The 15,918-nt window shown below is 42.3% G+C and carries 15 protein-coding genes; 5 read left to right on the top strand and 10 right to left on the bottom strand.

Annotated elements, in window-relative coordinates; genetic code table 11:
• The first annotated feature begins 104 nt into the window (after positions 1 to 104).
• The 3 genes from kapB to KHA95_RS10775 all read left to right on the top strand — a co-directional run bounded on the left by kapB (position 105) and on the right by KHA95_RS10775 (position 4,661).
• Entirely contained in the window at positions 105 to 503 is a 399-nt protein-coding gene (gene kapB / locus KHA95_RS10785; RefSeq protein WP_213137486.1) for a kinase-associated lipoprotein KapB, read from the top strand.
• A gap of 123 nt (positions 504 to 626) precedes the next feature.
• Positions 627 to 1,841, top strand: coding sequence for an MFS transporter (locus tag KHA95_RS10780; RefSeq protein WP_213137555.1), 1,215 nt, complete (start codon positions 627 to 629; stop codon positions 1,839 to 1,841).
• A 369-nt stretch (positions 1,842 to 2,210) separates the two neighbouring features.
• The gene (locus tag KHA95_RS10775) at positions 2,211 to 4,661 is read left to right on the top strand and encodes an exosporium glycoprotein BclB-related protein (protein WP_213137554.1); all 2,451 of its coding nucleotides are present in this window, start codon (positions 2,211 to 2,213) and stop codon (positions 4,659 to 4,661) included.
• A gap of 136 nt (positions 4,662 to 4,797) precedes the next feature.
• Here KHA95_RS10775 and rfbD read toward each other — a convergent pair whose 3' ends face one another.
• From rfbD to rfbA, 4 genes are read right to left on the bottom strand one after another with little or no spacing between them, the layout of a single operon-like run.
• Positions 4,798 to 5,676, bottom strand: coding sequence for a dTDP-4-dehydrorhamnose reductase (gene rfbD / locus KHA95_RS10770; protein WP_349305458.1), 879 nt, complete (start codon positions 5,674 to 5,676; stop codon positions 4,798 to 4,800).
• Positions 5,669 to 6,631, bottom strand: a complete 963-nt coding sequence (gene rfbB / locus KHA95_RS10765) for a dTDP-glucose 4,6-dehydratase (RefSeq protein WP_213137485.1) — start codon at positions 6,629 to 6,631, stop codon at positions 5,669 to 5,671. Before rfbB ends, rfbD begins: the two co-directional genes overlap by 8 nt.
• 11 nt (positions 6,632 to 6,642) lie before the next feature.
• Positions 6,643 to 7,191 (bottom strand): dTDP-4-dehydrorhamnose 3,5-epimerase, encoded by a 549-nt coding sequence (gene rfbC, locus KHA95_RS10760; protein ID WP_213137484.1) that lies wholly within the window; start codon positions 7,189 to 7,191, stop codon positions 6,643 to 6,645.
• A gap of 22 nt (positions 7,192 to 7,213) precedes the next feature.
• Positions 7,214 to 8,077 (bottom strand): glucose-1-phosphate thymidylyltransferase RfbA, encoded by an 864-nt coding sequence (gene rfbA, locus KHA95_RS10755; RefSeq protein WP_213137483.1) that lies wholly within the window; start codon positions 8,075 to 8,077, stop codon positions 7,214 to 7,216.
• Between the two features lie 90 nt (positions 8,078 to 8,167).
• Here rfbA and KHA95_RS10750 point away from each other — a divergent pair, with 90 nt between their 5' ends.
• Positions 8,168 to 9,247, top strand: a complete 1,080-nt coding sequence (locus tag KHA95_RS10750) for a tetratricopeptide repeat-containing glycosyltransferase family 2 protein (RefSeq protein ID WP_213137482.1) — start codon at positions 8,168 to 8,170, stop codon at positions 9,245 to 9,247.
• Between the two features lie 3 nt (positions 9,248 to 9,250).
• On the opposite strand, the gene KHA95_RS10745 is transcribed toward KHA95_RS10750, so the two are convergent.
• The 5 genes from KHA95_RS10745 to KHA95_RS10725 all read right to left on the bottom strand — a co-directional run bounded on the left by KHA95_RS10745 (position 9,251) and on the right by KHA95_RS10725 (position 14,570).
• On the bottom strand, positions 9,251 to 10,627 hold the full coding sequence (locus KHA95_RS10745; RefSeq protein ID WP_213137481.1) for a glycosyltransferase: 1,377 nt from the start codon (positions 10,625 to 10,627) through the stop codon (positions 9,251 to 9,253).
• A gap of 72 nt (positions 10,628 to 10,699) precedes the next feature.
• Positions 10,700 to 11,083 carry a PaaI family thioesterase gene (locus KHA95_RS10740; protein ID WP_213137480.1) on the bottom strand — a complete coding sequence of 128 codons (384 nt, stop codon included), beginning with the start codon at positions 11,081 to 11,083 and terminating at the stop codon, positions 10,700 to 10,702.
• 103 nt (positions 11,084 to 11,186) lie between these two features.
• A complete protein-coding gene (locus KHA95_RS10735; protein ID WP_213137479.1) occupies positions 11,187 to 11,432 on the bottom strand; it encodes a hypothetical protein in 246 nt (81 codons plus the stop codon).
• 78 nt (positions 11,433 to 11,510) lie between these two features.
• A complete protein-coding gene (locus KHA95_RS10730) occupies positions 11,511 to 12,827 on the bottom strand; it encodes a Na+/H+ antiporter family protein (RefSeq protein ID WP_213137478.1) in 1,317 nt (438 codons plus the stop codon).
• A 225-nt stretch (positions 12,828 to 13,052) separates the two neighbouring features.
• Positions 13,053 to 14,570: a leucyl aminopeptidase gene (locus KHA95_RS10725; RefSeq protein ID WP_213137477.1), complete on the bottom strand. Its 1,518-nt coding sequence runs from the start codon at positions 14,568 to 14,570 to the stop codon at positions 13,053 to 13,055.
• A 139-nt stretch (positions 14,571 to 14,709) separates the two neighbouring features.
• Here KHA95_RS10725 and KHA95_RS10720 point away from each other — a divergent pair, with 139 nt between their 5' ends.
• Complete coding sequence (locus KHA95_RS10720) at positions 14,710 to 15,186, top strand: divergent PAP2 family protein (RefSeq protein WP_213137476.1); 477 nt, start codon at positions 14,710 to 14,712, stop codon at positions 15,184 to 15,186.
• Positions 15,187 to 15,248: 62 nt separating this feature from the next.
• Here the strand turns inward: KHA95_RS10720 and KHA95_RS10715 are convergent, their stop codons facing one another.
• Complete coding sequence (locus KHA95_RS10715) at positions 15,249 to 15,869, bottom strand: 3D domain-containing protein (RefSeq protein ID WP_213137475.1); 621 nt, start codon at positions 15,867 to 15,869, stop codon at positions 15,249 to 15,251.
• Between the last annotated feature and the right edge of the window lie 49 nt (positions 15,870 to 15,918).

The following is a 15,918-nucleotide window of genomic DNA, read 5'->3' as shown; positions in this document are numbered from 1 at the left end:
CTTATCGTACATAGTCGTTGGGTGCTTAGCTAGACACTAGCATTAAAATGTAGTTGTAAAAAATTATATGCTTTCTTATATTTTTTTAATGGGGTGAAGGATGAATGGAAATGGGTCAAATTGTAACAGCTTTTAATAAGACGGGAAAATATATTGGTGAGATAACTGGTATACGTCCACAGACATATACAGTCCGGATTCTCGCTGTATTAACACATCCGCGCCAAGGTGATTTACATAATCCAAATCAAGTGGACGTCCCTTATTTTCATGAACGAAAAGCTTCCGCATTTCGTGAGCAAGTAAATGTTCCGGAAAATATGGTTCGACCTTATGAAGGTGAGGTTCCTGATTATAAAGAGTCTTTGAGGACCGCGGTAAATACATTGGCCACAAAATTAAAGGAAAAAGAAGATGACCCTTATTCAGTTAGAAGTCTTGAAGCACTATACGTATTGTTGAGAGAATACGAGTTAATGTACTCGATCCAATTTGATATTTGATCCCATTTGCTGTTTCCAATCCGTTTGGGAACAGCTTTTTTAAGCGAAAAGCTAGAATATGTGATTTTGTTTCTATATACTTATATTTAGTGTTACGAAATAATTTTCAGGATGGTGTTTTGTATTAAGATTCAAAAACGAAATTTTCTCATCATGTGGGTGTGCAATTTTCTTGTTGCCGCCAGTGCGACCATGGTTCTCCCGTTTATCTCCTTATATATCAATTCTTTTGGTGAGTTCAGCCATGATTATGTTCAACGCTGGGCAGGTTTTATTTTTGGTATTACTTTTTTGGTTGCTTTTATAGTTTCTCCACTTTGGGGACGGATTGGTGATAAATATGGTTTTAAGCCGATTTTAATCATCACTTCATCTGGAATAGCCGTCAGCATTTTTTTCATGGGACTTGTGGATAGTGTGATCGGATTGTTTTTATTGAGAATGCTGATGGGTGTTGTTACCGGATTTATCCCTACTTCCGTTGCCTTCATTTCTAAACAAACACGGCAAGAGGATGCTGGAAAAATACTTGGGACGTTACAGATGGGAAATGTATCTGGCAGTTTATTCGGTCCACTCATCGGAGGATTGATGGCAGATGCATTTGGGTTTCAGTATACATTTCTCATTACTTCCACTACGATTTTCATAGCTAGTTTGGTTGTTTTTATAGGAATTAGAGAATCAAAGCAACTTGCAAGTGGTGTATCGAAAAAAGTATATTCACGCAAAGAGGTACTTTCATATATTCTTAACCGGCGAATGCTTATTATGGTAATGATCATTTCATTAATTATTCAAGTCGGAAATTTTAGCATTCAGCCACTTCTTGCTCTTTATGTAAGTGGATTAACCAAAGCAGGAAGCATCGCTTTTTTATCTGGTCTCGCTTTTTCAGCAACTGGATTTGGTAATTTACTCTTAACAAGACAGTGGGGAAAGCTTGGGGACCAAATAGGGTATGAAAAAGTACTAATGATTTTGCTCGTCCTTGCATCGATCTTAATCGTGCCTCAAGCACTTGTTACAGATTTATCCCAACTCGTCATCCTTCGGTTCCTATACGGGATGGCAATCGGTGGGATGCTCCCATGTGTAACTGCTTATATTCGTACGGAGGCACCGCTTAATATGCAGGGCGAAGTCCTCGGTTACAATCAAAGCTTTCGTTTTCTAGGCAATGTGGTAGGACCAGCACTCGGAGGAATCGTCGCTGGCTTCGCTGGTATCTCTTCCGTTTTTTATATTACAGGTGCTTTGTTTTTACTAGCTTTTGGCTTACTGTGGAAAAATCTAAAATATGATCACGAAAAAGTACAAGGGCATTACAAAATATAGGATATTAGCAGGGATTGTTGCACAACAATCCCTTTTTTATTGAATTAAAAGATAAAACCTCCTAAATAATCATTCAAAGTCACATATGACTAACAAGGATTTGAGCGTTTTTACTGCTCTTTCATCATCCCTCCTTATTCATCCACTCCTTTCCCTAAATCATTTTAATTCTATTTTTCCTTCTAAGGTGAATATCTCCTTCCATCTAGTTTGCCTCATTATCAGCTGGCTTGTTTAGACACGAGCTTATACCTCCTAATCTTTATTGAATACTATAATGACAAGGAGGTGATATATTTGTTCAATAATATAAACAATTCAAGAATTAATAGGTGCTGCTCACCCCCCCGCCTTACAATACCTCACCAAATGCAACCATCCCCCCTCGACCCTATTGGAGCAACTGGGGCGACGGGAGCGACGGGAGCTACTGGGGCAACGGGTGTGACGGGAGCTACCGGCGATACGGGCGCAACGGGTCTGACTGGAGCGACTGGCGATACGGGCGCGACGGGCATAACGGGAGCTACCGGCGACACTGGTGCAACGGGTGCGACGGGTGCGACGGGTGTGACGGGCGCAACAGGTCTGACGGGAGCTACCGGTGATACGGGCGCAACGGGTCTGACTGGGGCTACCGGCGATACGGGCGCAACGGGTCTGACGGGAGCTACTGGTGATACGGGCGCAACGGGCATAACGGGAGCTACTGGTGATACGGGCGCAACGGGTGCGACGGGAGCTACTGGTGATACGGGCGCAACGGGTCTGACGGGAGCTACTGGTGATACGGGCGCAACGGGTGCGACTGGAGCGACCGGCGATACGGGCGCAACGGGTCTGACGGGAGCTACCGGCGATACGGGCGCAACGGGTCTGACTGGGGCTACCGGCGATACGGGCGCAACGGGTCTGACGGGAGCTACTGGTGATACGGGCGCAACGGGCATAACGGGAGCTACTGGCGATACGGGCGCAACGGGCATAACTGGAGCTACTGGCGATACGGGCGCAACGGGTCTGACGGGAGCTACCGGCGATACGGGCGCAACGGGTCTGACGGGAGCGACCGGCGATACGGGCGCAACGGGTCTGACTGGGGCTACCGGCGATACGGGCGCAACGGGTCTGACGGGAGCTACTGGTGATACGGGCGCAACGGGTCTGACGGGAGCTACTGGTGATACGGGCGCAACGGGCATAACGGGAGCTACCGGCGATACGGGCGCAACTGGGGCAACGGGAGCTACTGGTGATACGGGCGCAACTGGGGCAACGGGAGCTACTGGTGATACGGGCGCAACGGGCATAACGGGAGCTACTGGCGATACCGGGGCAACGGGTGCGACGGGAGCTACCGGCGATACAGGCGCAACGGGTCTGACTGGGGCTACCGGCGATACGGGCGCAACGGGTCTGACGGGAGCTACCGGCGATACGGGCGCAACGGGTCTGACGGGAGCTACCGGCGATACGGGCGCAACGGGTCTGACGGGAGCTACTGGTGATACGGGCGCAACTGGTCTGACGGGAGCGACTGGTGATACGGGCGCAACGGGTCTGACGGGAGCTACTGGTGATACGGGCGCAACGGGTCTGACGGGAGCTACTGGTGATACGGGCGCAACTGGGGCAACGGGAGCTACTGGTGATACGGGCGCAACGGGCATAACGGGAGCGACTGGCGATACCGGGGCAACGGGTGCGACGGGAGCTACCGGCGATACGGGCGCAACGGGTCTGACGGGAGCTACCGGTGATACGGGCGCAACTGGTCTGACGGGAGCTACCGGCGATACGGGCGCAACGGGCATAACGGGAGCTACCGGTGATACGGGCGCAACGGGTCTGACGGGAGCTACTGGTGATACGGGCGCAACTGGGGCAACGGGAGCTACTGGTGATACGGGCGCAACGGGTCTGACGGGAGCTACCGGTGATACGGGCGCAACGGGTCTGACGGGAGCTACCGGTGATACCGGCGCAACGGGTCTGACGGGAGCGACTGGTGATACGGGCGCAACTGGGGCAACGGGAGCTACTGGTGATACGGGCGCAACAGGTCTGACAGGAGCTACTGGTGATACGGGCGCAACGGGCATAACGGGAGCTACCGGCGATACGGGCGCAACGGGTCTGACGGGAGCTACCGGTGATACGGGCGCAACGGGTCTGACGGGAGCTACCGGTGATACGGGCGCAACGGGTCTGACGGGAGCTACCGGCGACACTGGCGCAACAGGGGTGACGGGAGCAACTGGAGATACTGGGGCGACGGGCATAACGGGAGCTACCGGAAGTAGCGCAATTATCCCGTTTGCTTCTGGAATACCGGTTTCATTAACCACTCTTCTTGGTGGGGCAGTTGGAATCGGGGGACTTATTGGATTTGGTAGTTCCGCACCTACTCCAAGTGCTCTAGGTGGGAATATTGATCTTACTGGAGCTTTAGCCGGGCCTTTAGTTAACTTCGCATTCTCAGTTCCGCGAGCCGGAACAATCACTGCTATATCGGCTTACTTTAGTGTCACAGCAGGATTAACCGTTGCATTAGGTTCGTTAAGTGTTCAAGCACAATTGTATCAATCAACTACTCCAAATAATATATTTTCTCCAATTCCAGGGGCAATCGTAACATTAAGCCCATCACTTTCCGGGCTCATCTCGCTTGGTGCAATCGCGAACGGCATCACAACAGGACTGAATATTCCTGTGACACCACAAACTCGATTACTACTCGTATTTTCAACTTCTGCTACTGGTTTTACCGTTGCTACTACATTAGCTGGATACGCCAGTGCGGGAATTACAATCAACTAATCACTTTAATTTGGGGCATCCTATCCGTTAAATTTTTTCGGCTGTTGGATGCCCCTTGCATATTCGAAAATCTTTCATTATAGCAGATCAGAGAGTTAAACAGGTGTATGCCTGTACGAGTAGAAGATTCCTCTACCTATATCAAACCCGCTTCTTTATCTATTTTTTCTCCATTTATAAACTCATTTAATGCCTCCTGCCACATCCTCGGCTTCTCAAATCCATTTAAAATCAGTCCTTGATGGTTTAACACAGAGTATATAGGTCTAGGAGCAGGATAAAGCTGTCTGTCTGTTTGACAAGCATGCACATTTACTGTTGATCCGGATAGATCTATAATTGCTTTGGCGAACTCAAACCAAGAACAAAACCCGGAGTTGGACATATGATATGTTCCATATTTCTCCGTTCCTATTAATGCTAGTAAAAACCTACAAAGATCAACTGTATAGGTCGGTGAGCCGATTTGATCAGATACAATCGATATGTTCTCTTTGTCATTTGATAATGCTAAAATTTTCTTCACAAAATTATTGCCATGTTGACCATATAGCCATGAAGTTCGGACGATAAAATGGCGCAAACATAATTCCCGAACGAATGCCTCACCTGCTGCTTTTGATTTCCCGTAAATACTGATTGGAGAAACGGAATCAAACTCATCATAAGCTGCCCCTTTCTCTCCGTTAAAAACATAATCCGTACTTACATATAATAATTTGGCACCAATGTTTTGTGCCAAAACAGCGATGTTTCTTGTTCCATATGCATTCACAGCATATGCTGCCTGCGAATTTTGTTCGGCCATGTCTACTTGCGTATATGCTGCTAAATGAATGATCACATCAGGTTTTATCGTCGAAATTACACGCTTAACTTCACTCATACTCGTTATATCTAGTTCATTTCTACCAACCCCAACATATTCGTGCATTTGTCGGCTTTGAAGCATCTCGATTATTTCCAATCCTAATTGCCCTGTTGCCCCGGTAACAAGCACCTGCAATTTACCCATTCCGCCACCACGCTTCATTTTGTACATACCATTGGATCGTCTCATCAATCCCTTGATCAAATGAATAGATTGGTTTCCAGCCAAGCTCGTTTATAATTTTATCAGGGTTAATCGCATAGCGAAAATCATGACCAGGTCGACCTTTTACATATTTTATTCTACTCTGAGGAATTCCGAGCTTCCCCACAACCATTTCGGCAATTTCTTGATTCGTTCGTTCATTATGGCCACCAATATTGTATACGTCCCCAGCCTTGCCTTGATGGAGAACAAGGTCAATCGCAGAGCAGTGATCCATCACATGTAACCAATCCCGAACATTTAAGCCATCATCATAAATCGGTAAATCCTTACCGGTAATCCCATTTGTAATTAACAATGGTATAAGCTTTTCTGGAAATTGAAATGGTCCATAATTGTTGGAGCATCTTGTAACATTGACATGTAAACCGTATGTTTTAAAATATGCCCTTACAAGCAAATCAGCTGCCGCTTTACTAGCCGAATACGGGCTGTTAGGTTGTAGTGGATGATCTTCAGAAAAAGAATCCGTCTTTCCCAATGAACCATATACCTCATCAGTAGATATTTGAATAAATTTCTTTATATTTGCTGATTTTGCTACGTCTAGCAATGTATGTGTTCCCTCGATATTGCTTTTAATAAATCGCTCAGGCTGATGAATGCTTATATCAACATGTGATTCTGCTGCAAAATTAACAATGATATCGATCATATATTCCTTAACGACATGCTGCAAAAAATCTCGATTGATAATATCCCCTTTAATAAACCGATAGTTTTCGTCCCTTTCTATTGATTTTACATTTTCCAAATTCCCTGCATACGTTAAAGCATCGTAGTTGATCAGTCGATACGCAGGATATTTATTGATCATATATTTAATAAAATGGCTGCCAATAAACCCTGCTCCTCCAGTAATTAATAGATTCATACATCGATCTCCTAAAAATAAAATTTTTCCGCCTTATCAAAGCGAGGAAGCTTTTCGTCTTTATGAGATATAATCGGATTCGTTACCGGCCAATCAATGTTCAGTTTAGACGAGTTCCAGTAAACCCCTCTTTCATGTTCAGGTGAATAATATTCATCAACTTTATATTGAACCTCCGTTTCTTCTACAAGCGTACAAAAACCGTGAGCAAATCCTTTTGGGACAAACAAAAGCCGTTGATTTTTCGCAGTTAATTTATACCCCTCCCACTTGCCATACGTTTGTGAATTCGCACGAATATCTACAATTACATCATAAATCGCTCCTCTTGTTACACGAACTAATTTACTTTGCGCCTTCGGCTGAAGCTGATAATGAAGCCCGCGAATAGTCCCGCTTTGTTTAGAATAAGAATGATTGTCTTGGATGAATTTACAATCAATTCCATATTGCTTAAATAGATGCTCATGATACGATTCTAGAAAATAACCTCGATGATCTTCATATTTCGTAAGCTCTACTAAAATAACCTTATCAAAGCGAGTTGGAATGATTTTCATCCTCTTCACCTCAAATGTTTGATCATTCAATTAAACTAAGTAAATATTGACCATACTCGTAATTTTTGATCGGCTTCGCAATATTGGCTAATTGATCACTCGTAATAAATCCTTTTCGAAAAGCAATTTCTTCAATACAAGAAATTTTTAATCCTTGGCGATGCTCGAGCGTTTCAATAAAAGTAGAAGCTTGTTTTAATGATTCATGTGTCCCAGCATCTAACCAAGCAAATCCTCGTCCTAATAATTCGACATGTAGTTGTTTTTCTTGTAAATAAGCATTGTTGATTGATGTAATCTCTAACTCTCCCCGTTTTGATGGACGAACATGTTTAGCTAAATCGATCACTTGATTATCATAGAAATATAAGCCAGTCACCGCGTAGTTAGACTTGGGAACATTCGGTTTCTCTTGAATTGATAAAGGTTGCTGTTTCTCATTTAATTCGATTACCGCAAATCTTTTTGGATCTTTCACCCGATATCCGAAAATGACCGCTCCTTTTTTCCGTTTTACCGCCCGTTCTAAAACGAGAGGAAAATCATGCCCATAATAAATATTATCGCCTAAAATTAATGCAACGGAATCTTGTTTAATAAAACTTTCACCAATGATAAATGCTTGAGCAATTCCTTTTGGTTCTTTCTGAATCGCATAAGAAAAATGAAGCCCCAGTTGGGAGCCGTCCCCTAATAATTTTTCATAGGCAGGAAGATCATTTGGTGTAGAAATAATTAATATCTCTCTGATTCCCGCTAACATAAGCACAGATAGTGGATAATAAATCATTGGCTTATCATGTACGGGGAGCAATTGTTTTGATAATACCTTTGTCAATGGGTATAATCTCGTGCCGCTCCCTCCGGCTAAAATAATTCCTTTCACAGTAACACATCCTCCGGCTATCTATTTTTAAGAAAATAAACAAACCGATTTTGTTTACGAGCATAAATATATTGTTGGGAGGTGATTATTTTGATTACGATTAGTTTATGTATGATTGTAAAAAATGAGGAAAAGGTGATTGGCAGATGTCTTGATTCTGTATGTGACATCGTTGATGAAATTATTATTGTTGATACAGGTTCAACAGATCGTACGAAGCAAATAGTAAGTACTTATACAAATAAAATATTCGATTTTGTTTGGATCGATGATTTTGCGGCAGCCCGTAATTTTTCATTTGACCAAGCAACGAAAGAATATATTCTTTGGCTAGATGCAGATGATGTTATTGAAGATAAAGAAAAGATAAAATTGCTGCAATTAAAACAAGATCTAAATCAAACAGTCGATGCGGTTTCCATGGACTATCATTTAGCTTTTGATTCCGAAGGGAATGTAACCTCCAGCCTTCGCAGATATCGACTTGTGAAAAAAGACAAATCTTTCCGCTGGGTCGGATATGTGCATGAATATTTACCGATATCAGGAAATTTATTAAATAGTGATGTAGCTGTAACACATCTTCCTTCGCCTGAGGAAAAACCTTCCGAACGTAATTTACAAATTTACGAAAACATGCAATCATCAGGCAAACCATTTACCCCAAGGGATCTCTTTTATTATGCGAATGAATTAATGGATCATCGATTTTATGAAAAAGCAATGACCTACTATTTACGCTTTTTAAACACAAAAAACGGGTGGGTTGAGGACAATATTCGTGCCTGCCATAAATTAGCAGACGGCTATCATCAACTAGGTTTAGAAGATATGAATGTTTATTGGACGTTTCAAGCTCTTTCCTACGCTGTACCTAATCCCGAAACTTGTTGTAGATTAGGTTTCATCTTTTTGCAAAAAGCGGATTATACATCGGCAGCACATTGGTACGAACAAGCAATTGCGGATGAACAGGAAAATAAACCAAGGTTTTTTCACAATTACGCCCATTCTACTTGGTTGCCACATCTCCAATTAGCTGTTTGCTATGACCGACTTGGTCAACATCAACTAGCAAATGAACATAATGAAATCGCCGCTCAATATCACCCTAACCATCCGAGCATTTTATCTAACCGTGACTATTTTAAACGGATTTTAAGCCAGTGAGGTTTATGTTTTTATCACATGAATGAGCATTTGATATTTACTTATTTGATCGGATAATTGCTTCATGGGAAATTGAAATTTTTCTGCCAACTGGCTAATTTCTCTAAAAAATAATGAAACTTTCGGATCGACTGCAATTTCATTTTCTGAATAAGTCTGAATTTCGAACATCGATGGTGGAAACAATGTGTGAATCGTTTGTGGAGTGAAAAATCGTAAATGAGTTCGATCTAATATACCAGCATGTCGATAATTCCACTCCCCTTGTAATAATGGAAATAATGCCTCTGCATGCATAATGTTTGGAATGCTACAAATCACGCTCCCTCCCTTTTTTAACACAGTCGCATATGATTGAATCACTTTCCAAGGATCTTTGAGATGCTCTAAAATATCCGCAAAAAGAATAACATCAAAATACGATTCTGGCCAAGGAAGCTCTAACAATTCGACATCTTCTTCCAACACTTGTTTATAATTCGCCCTAGCAATTGCGGCAGCGAGTGGATGTAGCTCAATCCCGTATAACTGACATGATTGACGATTGATTAACTCTAATCCGCTCGCACCCGCCCCACACCCTACATCTAATATCCGCACCGCTTCGGCTGGCACCATTTGGACAATTTCTGGTCGTGGATGCATAAAATACGTCAAATCAACTTGCCATTTCTCTATAAAACGTTGACGATTTTTCCAATACAACTCATTCATATTTATTTCTTTATTTCCTGTAAACGTTGCATGACCATGATGGTGAACAAAGGAGTCCTCAACGATATGCAATTGATATCCATGTTGCAATGCGCGCAAACATAAATCATCATCCTCAAATGAACCATATTCAAATTGTTCGTCAAATACGCCGATTACATCTAAAACTTCACGTTTCACTAATAGACAAAAACCAACTAACCGGAGCACCTGTCGCGTTTTCCCTCGTTTTTTCTCGCAGTAAGTATTTGCGAAAGCATCTAATTCCGTTAAACTTTCATATAGTACATCCACTTTTTGATGTCCACTAACATAATTGCTGACAGGTCCAACCATTCCAATTTTGTCTGAATGTTCAAGGACATCCAACATGCGATCTAGCCAATTTTTCGTAACGACTGTATCATTATTCAAAAATAAAAACCGTTCTCCCGTCGCCATTTTCACTCCTTGATTACAGCCTTTCGCGAATCCAAGGTTTTTCTCATTAAAAACAGCCGTGATCTCTTTTTGTTCTTTTATATAATCAACTGTCCCATCCGATGAGCCATTGTCGACGACGATAACTTCAATCTTGTTATGATCTGTATGGGTATAAATACTTTCAAGACACTGTTTCGTCAACGCCAACTCATTGTACGTGAGAATAATAATACTCGTAACCACCCAATCCCCACCTTTATAAAAGCCTTATACAATATATGTACGTTTGGGCATTTTATGAAATGGGCAACAAGCTTACTTTTTCGGAACAATCGCAATCGTGCATCGGGACACACAAATGAGCTGATCCTCTTCGTCTGTTATTTTTACTTCCCAGACCATTGTACTTCTCCCTTGATGAAGCACTTCTGCAACCGCTGTAACAACTCCATCTTTTTTGGCACGAATATGGTTCGCATTTATTTCAAGGCCAAAACAAACTTCTTTCTCTAAATCAATTAAGGCTGCTGCCCCTACACTTGCCACCGTTTCCGCTAACGCAACAGATGCTCCACCATGCAAATAGCCATATGGCTGCCGTGTCCGTTCATCAACTGGCATTGTTGCAATAACACGCCCATGACCAATTTCCACCATTTTTATTCCAAGTGACTCCATTAACGTATGTTTTAATTCCATGATTATCCACTCCATTCTTCTACTTTCTTAAACTTCCATATTGGTAGGCAACATTCCTGCAAACAATAAGAAAAGTTCCCCGTTTTCGGAGAACTTCTCTTATTTAGTATACATAAGGAGCGCCATAACCATATGGGACAGGTGGTCTTCCATAATATACTGGCGGACCTGGTGGAACCGGTGGATATGGATATGGGTACGGGTATGGATATGGACGAGGACGTGAAAACGCAGCAGCAACAAGGCCCCCACCAAGTAAACCACCGAAAAATCCACCAATGAGTGGAGCTCCGAATAAAAATGGGAAAAAGCGTTCTTGGTTTGGATTTGGGCCGCGATAATAATACATTATCTATACCTCCTTTATCTCTGAGAAAAAGCCCTTCTCTATTATTTATGCGACAAAGGAGTATATGGCATGGGCAAATTATAAAATCATTGCGGCCAGCCAGCCAAATAAAACGAGCGGAATATTATAATGTATAAATGTTGGCACACATGAATCCCAAATATGATTATGTTGCCCATCCGCATTCAATCCAGCGGTTGGCCCTAATGTACTATCTGATGCCGGCGATCCTGCATCTCCTAATGCTGCTGCCGTACCAACGATACTAATCGTTGCCAATGGACTGAAACCAAGTTGCAAGCAAAGCGGAACAAAAATGGTAGTAATAATTGGAATTGTTGAAAATGAGGAACCAATTCCCATTGTAACGAGTAATCCAACAATCAGCATTAGCAAGGCACCGAGTGATTTATTATCCCCAATCCAATTGGCTGATGCTTGCACAAGGCTTTCTACATCTCCCGTTTGCCCGACAACTTCAGCAAAACCAGATGCAGCGATCATCACAAATCCGATAAATGCCATCATTTGCATCCCTTGAGTCAATAAGGAATCGGCTTCTTTCCATTTAACCGAACCACTAGCATATAACACGATAATCCCTGTAAGTGCCCCAAAAATCATCGACTTCGATAATACTTGAACAACAACCGTCGCTATGATCGCTATAATCGCAAAAGCAACTCCCCATTTTGTGTACACCTGCCCGGGACTTTCTTCAGCAATCGTTGCAACGTTATATTTTCGTGGTTTACGATACGTAATGAAAATCGCAAATAATAAACCAACGACCATCCCTAGTACCGGAATCAGTAGTGTATGGGGGATGTCTTCAAGCGCTACTTGAAGCCCACTTTTTTCAATGTTTTCAGCTAAAAGCTGGTGGAAGAGCTGTCCAAATCCGACCGGAAGATAAATATACGGTGCGGTAAGTCCAAATGTAAGAACACAAGCAATCAAACGACGATCAATTTGCAATTCATTCATAATATAAAGCAATGGCGGAATAAGAATAGGTATAAATGCAATATGAATCGGAATTAAATTTTGTGAAAAACAGGCAATAAGTAAAATGACAAATACAATGAGTGCTTTTGATAACGCTTTGCCTCTAGAATCTGTTGAATTACTTACAACACGTAAAACATTATCGACAAGCCATTTCGGCAAGCCAGTATATGAGAGCGCAACGGCAAATCCTCCAAGTAACGCATAACTTAAAGCAATATTCGCACCACCGCCAACACCGCTGGAAAAAGCATCAATGATTGTTTTTACATCTAAGCCGCCCGCGAGCCCACCCGCAATCGCTCCGGCTACTAAAGCTAAAACAACATTTATTCTTAATAAACTTAAAATAAGCATTATGCCAACAGCAACAACAACAGCATTCATGAAAATCCTCCTAAAATCCTTTACCTTGGTAGAGTGTTAAAACGACAACTCATAGCATACACTTGAACGACCAGGCTGTCAATGTATTTTATTGGTAAAGGAATACCCTAATGTAATGAAAGACAAAGAAAATCCAGCTCGTGCGAACCCGATTTTCTTTGTTTCCCCAAATTAAGCTGGAAGTGGTGATTATTTCGTTTTTGGCCCAATTTAGCCATTCATTCTTTACTGCTCTTTCCTTTTATTATTCGGCTCAAACCGTTCGGCAAGCAATGCAAGCGTGCGCGTCATCACTCCGGTTGCTCCCGCTGGTCCGAGTTCATGTGCTGCATTTGTTGTCGCTGTTCCTGCAATATCCAAATGAACCCACGGTTTATTTTCTACAAATTCACCAATGAAGGCTCCTCCCATGATTGCATGTCCCTCTCTACCTGGCGAGTTATTTAAATCAGCGATTTTACTTCCTCTTACTCTTTTTTTATCTTTTTCTGTGTACGGGAGCTGCCAAATGAATTCTCCTGCCTCAAAAGAAGCTTCAAGCACTTCTTCGAAGAAATCTTCATTATTTGTTAATGCTCCTGTTTTATCCAGACCTAAAGCGACGATAACACCGCCCGTTAATGTAGCCACATCGACCAAATATTCAGCTCCATGATGCTGTGCATATGTGACTGCATCTGCTAAAACAAGCCGACCTTCCGCGTCTGTATTCAATACTTCGATCGTTTTCCCGTTTAATGATGTAATCACATCGTCCGGTTTGAATGCTTTTCCGCTAATCATATTATCTGTTGCAGGAATGACTGCAACGACATTTTGTTCTGGTTGCAGGCGGCCAATGATTTCCATCGCTCCAAGTACAGCTGCTGCTCCACCCATATCTGCTTTCATTCCAACGATGCCGTCTTTCGGTTTAATCGAATAGCCCCCCGTATCAAACGTAACCCCTTTTCCGACAAACCCAAGAACATCTTCCCAGTTTTCACGTCCTTGATATTTTAAAACAATCATTTTCGGCGGTTCTTCAGATCCTTGATTGACCGCTAAAAAGGCACCCATTCCGAGCCTTTCTATATCCGCTTTTTCCAAAATTTCAAGTTCAAAATCATATCGTTCCGCTACATCCTTCGCATATTCAGCAAGATGTGTCGCTGTCATCAAATTTCCCGGAGTGTTTACAAGTGATCGTGCAAAATTTGTTCCTTTCCCAAGTGCATCCCCAACAAATAAAGCTGCCTTTATTTCACTTTGGTCCGCTTTCGTGAATACTTCAAAAGCTGAAACATCCACATCAGGTTCATTTGATTTTTGCTTATAGATTGCAAATTCATACGTCGCAAGGGCAAATGCTTCACTTAACGCATGAGCGACATCGACTTCTACCAGACGCTCACTACAAAACGAATCAAATGCGACAGAGATAGATTTCACCTTGATCGCTTTCGTCTTTTTAAAAGCAATTCCAAACGCTTCCCTTAATTGATCAAACGTCAACTCTTTTTCCTTGCCAAGTCCAATAAAAATTAACCGCTTCATATTTGCTCTGCCCAAACTATGAACAACCGAAACACTTTTTAGTTTGGCTGAAACATCACCTGATTTAACAAGTTCAGTTAATTCTCCTTGAAAAAGACCATCAAGTGGCTCAAGGATGCCAGTAAACTTTTCTGGCTTATCAAAAAGTCCAATGAGCATGCATTCTTGATGACTTGAAAATGGATCATTATGTATAACTTTAAACATTCTTATCACCTCTCCATCCATTATAACGAATTTGCGATTTCATTTCGAATGCCTGCTTTAATAACGATTTCTTCAAGGTTAATTGTGGTATGATACATAGTAACAGATTAACGTATATGCCAACGAGAGGGTGTTTCCGATGGAGATTTTTACAAACTTCCCATTTTGGGCAGCAGCATCAGCGATCTTTTTTGCCCAGTTCATTAAAGTACCAATTCACTATTTACTCACAAAAGAAACGGATTGGACACTTATTAGTTCGACAGGAGGCATGCCGAGTTCCCATTCCGCGGCTGTCACTTCTCTAGCAACAGGAGTAGCCCTTGAACATGGCACTGGATCGACTTTGTTTGCGATTTCAGCTGTTTTAGCAATGATCGTTATGTACGATGCAAAAGGAATTCGCAGACAGGCAGGAGAACATGCAGCGGTTCTTAATAGACTAACTGCTGATTTCGAGCAAATACGTAAAGAATCGAAGACATGGCGGCAGTCGCAAAGCAAACATGAAATAAAAAAACTGAAGGAACTTCTCGGCCATAAACCGATTGAAGTATTTTTCGGCGGATTAACAGGCGTGATTTGGGCGCTTATATTATATACTCTCTTATTTTAATAATAAGCGATAAGTAAAACCCACCTTCAATGGTGGGTTTTACTGTCAAAACTATTTCCATTTTACTTGATGTATTGTTGGCGAAACACCTGCATCGTTTCATTTTCGTTTAACGCCGTTAACTCTTCCTCGCTAATCTTTCCCTGTCCTTCTTGTATAACGTACACGTCAACCGTCCGCTTACCCCATTCATTGTAAACATCGGCAACCGTCTCGTAATAAAGATCGATAATGTTTCCTTTAATAGCAGATCCTGTATCAGCAACGACTCCGTAACCATATCCAGGGATAAACAAAATCGTTCCAAGTGGAAATACGTTAAGATCCGCTGCAATCGTTGAATATAAATCTCTTTTTACTTTTACACCTGAAAAGGTAATACCATATAATGGATGACCAGGGTCTTTTCCAGTAGATTCTTTTCCGGCCGTATAGCCTGTTGCAGTTACTTGCTTGCTAGGGTATTTTGACCAATCTTCATATTCTTCCAACGTAGGTGGAATATTTTCACCAAACACTTGAGATGCTTTGTTCCTATATAAATCTAAGTCTTTATCTTTCTTCCACCATGAAACAAATGTATAGGCATCGATTCCTGTTACCGCTTCCCATGTCGTAAATAATGCGGTCACGAGTAATGCGGTCATCATGAGGCGTATTCCCAATTTTTTTATGAATAACATGTAATCCACTCCTCTCAACCTAGTGATTTCCTAAGTTGAAAGGAATTAT

It is taken from the genome of Bacillus sp. FJAT-50079, assembly GCF_018343515.1.
GTDB lineage: Bacteria > Bacillota > Bacilli > Bacillales > Bacillaceae_C > Lederbergia.
This window is presented reverse-complemented; position numbering and strand designations above follow the sequence as displayed.

Coding starts and splice junctions, on each gene's coding strand:
- kapB (WP_213137486.1), top strand. CDS start 105: ATGGAAATGGGTCAAATTGTAACAGCTTTTAATAAGACGGGAAAATAT.
- KHA95_RS10775 (WP_213137554.1), top strand. CDS start 2,211: ATGCAACCATCCCCCCTCGACCCTATTGGAGCAACTGGGGCGACGGGA.
- rfbD (WP_349305458.1), bottom strand. CDS start 5,676: ATGGGTAAATTGCAGGTGCTTGTTACCGGGGCAACAGGGCAATTAGGA.
- rfbB (WP_213137485.1), bottom strand. CDS start 6,631: ATGAATCTATTAATTACTGGAGGAGCAGGGTTTATTGGCAGCCATTTT.
- rfbC (WP_213137484.1), bottom strand. CDS start 7,191: ATGAAAATCATTCCAACTCGCTTTGATAAGGTTATTTTAGTAGAGCTT.
- KHA95_RS10740 (WP_213137480.1), bottom strand. CDS start 11,083: ATGGAATTAAAACATACGTTAATGGAGTCACTTGGAATAAAAATGGTG.
- KHA95_RS10735 (WP_213137479.1), bottom strand. CDS start 11,432: ATGTATTATTATCGCGGCCCAAATCCAAACCAAGAACGCTTTTTCCCA.
- KHA95_RS10730 (WP_213137478.1), bottom strand. CDS start 12,827: ATGAATGCTGTTGTTGTTGCTGTTGGCATAATGCTTATTTTAAGTTTA.
- KHA95_RS10725 (WP_213137477.1), bottom strand. CDS start 14,570: ATGTTTAAAGTTATACATAATGATCCATTTTCAAGTCATCAAGAATGC.
- KHA95_RS10720 (WP_213137476.1), top strand. CDS start 14,710: ATGGAGATTTTTACAAACTTCCCATTTTGGGCAGCAGCATCAGCGATC.
- KHA95_RS10715 (WP_213137475.1), bottom strand. CDS start 15,869: ATGTTATTCATAAAAAAATTGGGAATACGCCTCATGATGACCGCATTA.